Genomic DNA, 5,559 nt, shown 5'->3' with positions numbered 1-5,559 from the left:
AGAGCGGTTAGATATGCATTTGTAAATCTTTATAAAGAAGGTTTAATCTTTAAAGCACTTACATAGTAAACTGGGATCCAAAAGAAAAAACAGCAATATCAGACTTAGAAGTTGAGTACCAGGAGCATAAAGGCAAAATCTGGCATATTAAATATCCATTAGAGGATGGTTCTGGTTATATTATAGTCGCAACAACAAGACCGGAAACAATGCTTGGAGATACAGCGGTAGCGGTCAATCCAAACGATGAAAGATATAAAGATTTAATAGGTAAAAGAGTAAGGCTACCACTTGCACCTGAAAAAAGAATAGATATAAACGGTAATGAAGTCTCTAATCTAATTCCAATAATTGCTGATGAGTATGTAGACCCAGCCTTTGGTTCCGGAGCTGTAAAAATCACTCCTGCCCACGACCCAAATGACTTTGAAGTCGGAAAAAGACATAACCTTCCAATGGTCATTGTTATGGATGAATCTGCACACATCAACGAAAACGGCGGAGAGTTTAAAGGTTTATACAGATACGAAGCACGTCAAAAAATTGTAGAAAAGTTAAAAGAACTTGGACTGCTGGAAAAAGAAGAAGATCATATTCATAATGTAGGACATTCTCAAAGGTCTAAGGAAATAGTAGAGCCATACCTTTCAAATCAATGGTTTGTAGATACTAAAAAACTTGCAGATAAGGCTATTAAAGTTGTAGAAGATGGTCAGATAAAATTTATTCCGGAAGGATGGGTAAAAACTTATCTAAACTGGATGTATAACATAAGAGAATGGTGTATATCTCGTCAAATCTGGTGGGGACACAGAATACCAATCTGGTATTGCAAAGACTGTAATCATACAAACCCATTTAACGATGATAGCTATGCTTCTTTAGAAGAAAAAATAATATTTAATCTTTATGCAGATGGAAAAATCGGACAAATTTTCTGTGTAGAAGATGTTTTAAGTATACTAAAAGACAAAAACTTTACACATCCGGAAAAAACAAATTTAGAATTTTATGAAAAAATAGTATTTGGAGAAAAAACAAGTCAGTTTGAAAGTAAAGATAGTTTGATTAAGTTATTGGAAAATTCAGATAAGTTTGAAAAAGTGTACAACGAAAGATATAAAATCAAGCTAAAATGTGAAAAATGCGGGTCTGAAAATCTTCATCAAGAAGAGGATGTGTTGGATACTTGGTTTTCTTCTGCATTATGGCCATTTGGTACCCTTGGCTGGCCATCAAGAAAAGATGATTTAGCAGTCTTCTATCCAACATCCCTTTTAGTAACAGGGTTTGACATCATATTCTTCTGGGTTGCAAGAATGATAATGATGGGTACTAAGTTTACAAACGATGTTCCATTTAAAGATGTTTACATTCATGCACTTGTTAGAGATGAAAAAGGCGAAAAAATGTCTAAAACAAAGGGTAATGTGATAGACCCGCTTGAAATGGCTGAAAAATACGGTTCAGACGCTTTAAGATTTACCTTAGCATCATTGGCTGCACAAGGTAGAGATATAAGACTTTCTGAAAAGAGAATAGAAGGATATAAACATTTCTCAAACAAAATCTGGAACGCATCTAAGTTTGTTTTAATTAACAGTGAAGATTACGACGGAAAGGCAAATTTAGAAAGTTTAAGCTTGTCAATAGAAGACTACTGGATTTTAACAAAATTAAACAAAACTATCGAAAACTCTACAAAAGAGCTTGAGAATTATAGATACAATGAGTATGCAAATATCCTTTACGACTTTTTCTGGCACGACTACTGCGACTGGTATATTGAACTTTCAAAAGAAAGAATTTATAAAGGTAGCCCAGAAGAGAAAAAAACAGCTTTAACAGTTTTAAACTTTGTATTAAGAGAATCTTTAAAACTTCTTCATCCTATAATGCCATACATAACAGAAGAAATCTACGGCTATTTAAAAAATAAAGACTCTGAAGTTTTAGCAGTAGCACCATATCCAAAAGTTTTAGAGAGTTTTAACAATGAAGAAAATTATCAATTCATCGAAGACTTAAAAAATCTTATATCTTCTGTGAGAAATGTTAGAAGCGACTTTTCGATAGAACCAACTAGAAAATTAAACATCAGAATAAAAGCAAAAGATATAGCAGTAAAAGAAAAACTAAAATGGCTGCAAAATCAGATAAAAGCACTCATTAAAGCTGAAAGCTTAGAAGTTAGCACTGATATAGAAAAAACATCGACAGAAATAGCCGTTGTAAGCGACCTGGGAGAAGTTTTTGTAGACCTTCAAGGTATCGTTGACATAGAAAAAGAGATAGAAAGACAGAAAAAAGCTTTAGCTGACATTGAAAAGTCTATAAAAATAGCGGAAGGTAAACTGTCTAATGAAAATTTTGTAAACAAAGCACCACCGCAAGTTGTAGAAAAAGAAAGACAGTTATATCAAGAATTGAAAGAAAAAAGAGAAAAGATTTTAAATATTATAAAAATGCTTGAAAGTAGCAGGGTTTTAAAAGACTTGAAAAAATTTTTAATTTGAATTATAATAACTATCTCTTTTGTGGAGGAGTGGCAGAGTGGACGAATGCGGGTGATTTGAAATCACTTGTGGGTTGACAGCCCACCGGGGGTTCGAATCCCTCCTCCTCCGCTTTTATTTAATTTTCACAAATTTTTCAAAAAAATGCAACACTTTCCCATGCTGCAAATCCTTATCAATCGGTCTTAAAAAAGTTATTGCATTACACTTTTTTTTCATGTAAAGATTTTATCCCATTTAAATCCAACATCATAAAAATGAAAAAAATTTATTTATTAAATACCTTGGGATGAGAAATTATTTTATAGGATTTAAAAGAGATGATCCTTTGACTTACATCCTCAGGATGACGAGGAAAGGCAAACTTACAAAACTTCTGGAACAGTCTCTATCAAATATTAACGTACTACATCTCATATTCCATACAGGTACTTCATAAACTGTACCAATATCCATCAATCTCTCACATTCTCAATTTTAACATCCTATAGCAGAGCGGAGAATTTTATATTATTATCATTCAATCTCTCACTCGACGTATTATTGTTATATTAGGTTAAAATAATACATAAGAATTGTACAGGAGGGAAACTGTCATGGCAGTTAAGTACACAGAAATACTTGAAGAGTTTATTAGAGACTCTGGAGCAGAAGGGGCAGTTTTAGTTAGTGTTGACGGATTAGCTATTGCATCTGTGCTTCCAAGCACGGCTGATGAAGACAGAGTTGCAGCAATGGGTGCTGCTATATTATCCCTTGGTGAAAGAGTGACATCTGAATTAAATAAAGGAAATCTTGAACAGTTGTACATTAAAGGTTCTACTGGATATGTTGTATTTACAGGAATTAAGGATGTTGCCGTTCTTGGAGTTTTAGCTCCGGTCAATGCAAAACTTGGACTATTGCTTATGGAAATTCAAAGAACGATTAAAAAGTTAGAAAAGGAATTGGGTTAAAAGGAGGTAATTAAATATGGAGATTTTATTCGACAATGGAGTACACAAGAACATCTTATTAGAAGATTTTGGTCATGGAGAAATGGTTCAAGCAAACGTTCATTTGATTGTTGATAATGGTAAAGGTATGATTTTAGACCCCGGCGGTCATAAAGTTTTTAAACATTTACTCCAAGAAATAGGAGTTTTAATAGGAGTTGACAATCTTCAATGGATATTTTTCTCACATCAAGACCCGGATATTGTTGCGGCTGCAAATGGGTGGTTAATGACAACAAAGGCAACAGCTATAGCTTCAAAATTATGGCTTAGATTTATTCCACATTTTGGAGTGGACAGACTTGTTGCAGATAGAATTAAAGGATTGGATGATGAAGGAGCTATAATTACCCTTGGAAATACAGATATGTATATAATTCCCGGCCATTGGTTACATTCTCCAGGAAATTTCCAAGTATACGACCCAGTATCTAAAATACTGTATTCAGGAGACCTTGGTGCATCATTAGGACAAGATTATCAGTTTGTAAGCAATTTTGAAGAACATATTAAATATATGGAAGGATTTCATAGAAGATATATTCCAAGCTCAAAAGCTTTTAAACTTTGGGCAAAAATGGTAAGACAGCTTGATATAGAAACCATTGCACCACAGCACGGAGCTATCTTTAAAGGAAAAGAAATGGTTAATAAATTTATAGATTGGGTTAGTAGCTTAGAAACAGGATTGGATATAATGGACGATGTTTATAAAATACCTACTAAAAGGTTTGTAGTTTAAATTGGTTGAGCATTACTCGGTCCTGCATAGAGAAGTATTAGAATTTTCTAAGCTTGTAGCAGGAGGAATTTTTGTTGATGCGACTGTAGGAGGTGGAGGACATTCATACCTTATTTTAAAGCAAAATCCAAACTTAAAATTAATTGGTTTAGATAAAGATGATTTCGCATTAAAAGTAGCAAAGGAAAGACTTAAAGAGTTTGAGGATAGAATCACCCTGCTTAAATCTTCATTTAAAGATTTAGATAAAGTTTTACAATCTCTACAAATTAGAGAAATTAATGGAATTTTATTTGATTTTGGGGTCTCAACCTTCCAGCTTAAATTAGAAAGAGGTTTTTCTTTTCAAAGAGAAGAGTTTTTAGATATGCGTATGGATACAACTCAAAAACTAACTGCCTATGATGTGGTCAACTATTATAGAGAACAAGACCTTTACAACATCATAAAAACTTATGGCGAAGAAAAATTTGCAAGCAAGATAGCTAAGAGTATAGCAGAGTATAGAAAAAAGAAAAAAATAGAAACCACGAAAGAGCTTGCAGATATAGTGTACAGATGTTATCCACCGAATTTAAGGCATGGAAAAATTCATCCAGCAACGAGAACATTCCAAGCTATAAGAATAGAAGTTAACAATGAGCTTAAAGATATTGAAGAAGGGCTTGAGAAAGCTATTAATCTACTGGCAAAAAACGGAACAATAATGGCAATCTCCTTCCACTCCTTAGAAGATAGAATCGTCAAAAATACGTTTAAAAAATACAAAGAATTAAAGTTTTTAGAAATTTTGACGAAAAAGCCAATAACTCCATCAGATGAGGAAATTAAAGAAAATCCTGCATCAAGGAGTGCTAAACTAAGAGTTGGAAGGAGGATTTAAATGACAAGAAGTATAACAATAAATAGAGAAGAGCTGATTCAAGATATAAAAATTGGTTTAGGTAAATATAAACTTTATTTTGCAATCTTTTTCTCTTCTTTAATCATGCTTGTTGGATATAGTCAGCTAAATTATAAAATAGATAATGAAATCGTTCAGCTTAATCAAGAAAAAAATTATCTAATAGCAGAAAATTTTAAATTGAAAAAAGATATTGGCATATTATCATCGCCAGAAAGATTATCTCAATTGGCAAAAGGTCAACAAGGGATGAAGCCTGGTGATTATAAGAGTGGTAAGTTTATTGAAAATAAACCTTAATGGATGAAAAAAGAACAAAAATAATCCTGTCCCTACTGCTTTTTGCATTTTTAATAGCAGGATTTAGAATACTTCAACTAAAACTTTTTCAAAGAGAGGAGT

At 32.8% G+C, this 5,559-nt stretch carries 5 protein-coding genes and 1 tRNA gene; all 6 read left to right on the top strand.

The genetic code is table 11. The features are described 5' to 3' along the window. The first annotated feature begins 62 nt into the window (after positions 1-62). Entirely contained in the window at positions 63-2,516 is a 2,454-nt protein-coding gene (locus SULYE_RS05320; protein WP_343122144.1) for a valine--tRNA ligase, read from the top strand. Between the two features lie 23 nt (positions 2,517-2,539). Next, positions 2,540-2,627 (top strand) — tRNA-Ser (locus SULYE_RS05315). Positions 2,628-3,112: 485 nt separating this feature from the next. Beyond that, a complete protein-coding gene (locus SULYE_RS05310; protein ID WP_007547275.1) occupies positions 3,113-3,472 on the top strand; it encodes a roadblock/LC7 domain-containing protein in 360 nt (119 codons plus the stop codon). Positions 3,473-3,488: 16 nt separating this feature from the next. Continuing rightward, positions 3,489-4,253, top strand: coding sequence for an oxygen-binding di-iron domain-containing protein (locus tag SULYE_RS05305; RefSeq protein ID WP_007547274.1), 765 nt, complete (start codon positions 3,489-3,491; stop codon positions 4,251-4,253). A gap of 1 nt (position 4,254) precedes the next feature. Then, a complete protein-coding gene (rsmH, locus tag SULYE_RS05300; protein WP_007547273.1) occupies positions 4,255-5,136 on the top strand; it encodes a 16S rRNA (cytosine(1402)-N(4))-methyltransferase RsmH in 882 nt (293 codons plus the stop codon). Beyond that, a complete protein-coding gene (locus tag SULYE_RS05295) occupies positions 5,137-5,457 on the top strand; it encodes an FtsB/FtsL family cell division protein (protein WP_007547272.1) in 321 nt (106 codons plus the stop codon). The last annotated feature ends 102 nt before the right edge of the window (positions 5,458-5,559 follow it).

It is taken from the genome of Sulfurihydrogenibium yellowstonense SS-5, assembly GCF_000173615.1.
In the GTDB taxonomy this organism is placed as follows: domain Bacteria; phylum Aquificota; class Aquificia; order Aquificales; family Hydrogenothermaceae; genus Sulfurihydrogenibium; species Sulfurihydrogenibium yellowstonense.
The sequence above is the reverse complement of the archived record's forward strand: the minus strand, read 5'-3'. Positions and strand labels throughout refer to the sequence as shown.

Coding starts and splice junctions, on each gene's coding strand:
- SULYE_RS05310 (WP_007547275.1), top strand. CDS start 3,113: ATGGCAGTTAAGTACACAGAAATACTTGAAGAGTTTATTAGAGACTCT.
- SULYE_RS05305 (WP_007547274.1), top strand. CDS start 3,489: ATGGAGATTTTATTCGACAATGGAGTACACAAGAACATCTTATTAGAA.
- SULYE_RS05295 (WP_007547272.1), top strand. CDS start 5,137: ATGACAAGAAGTATAACAATAAATAGAGAAGAGCTGATTCAAGATATA.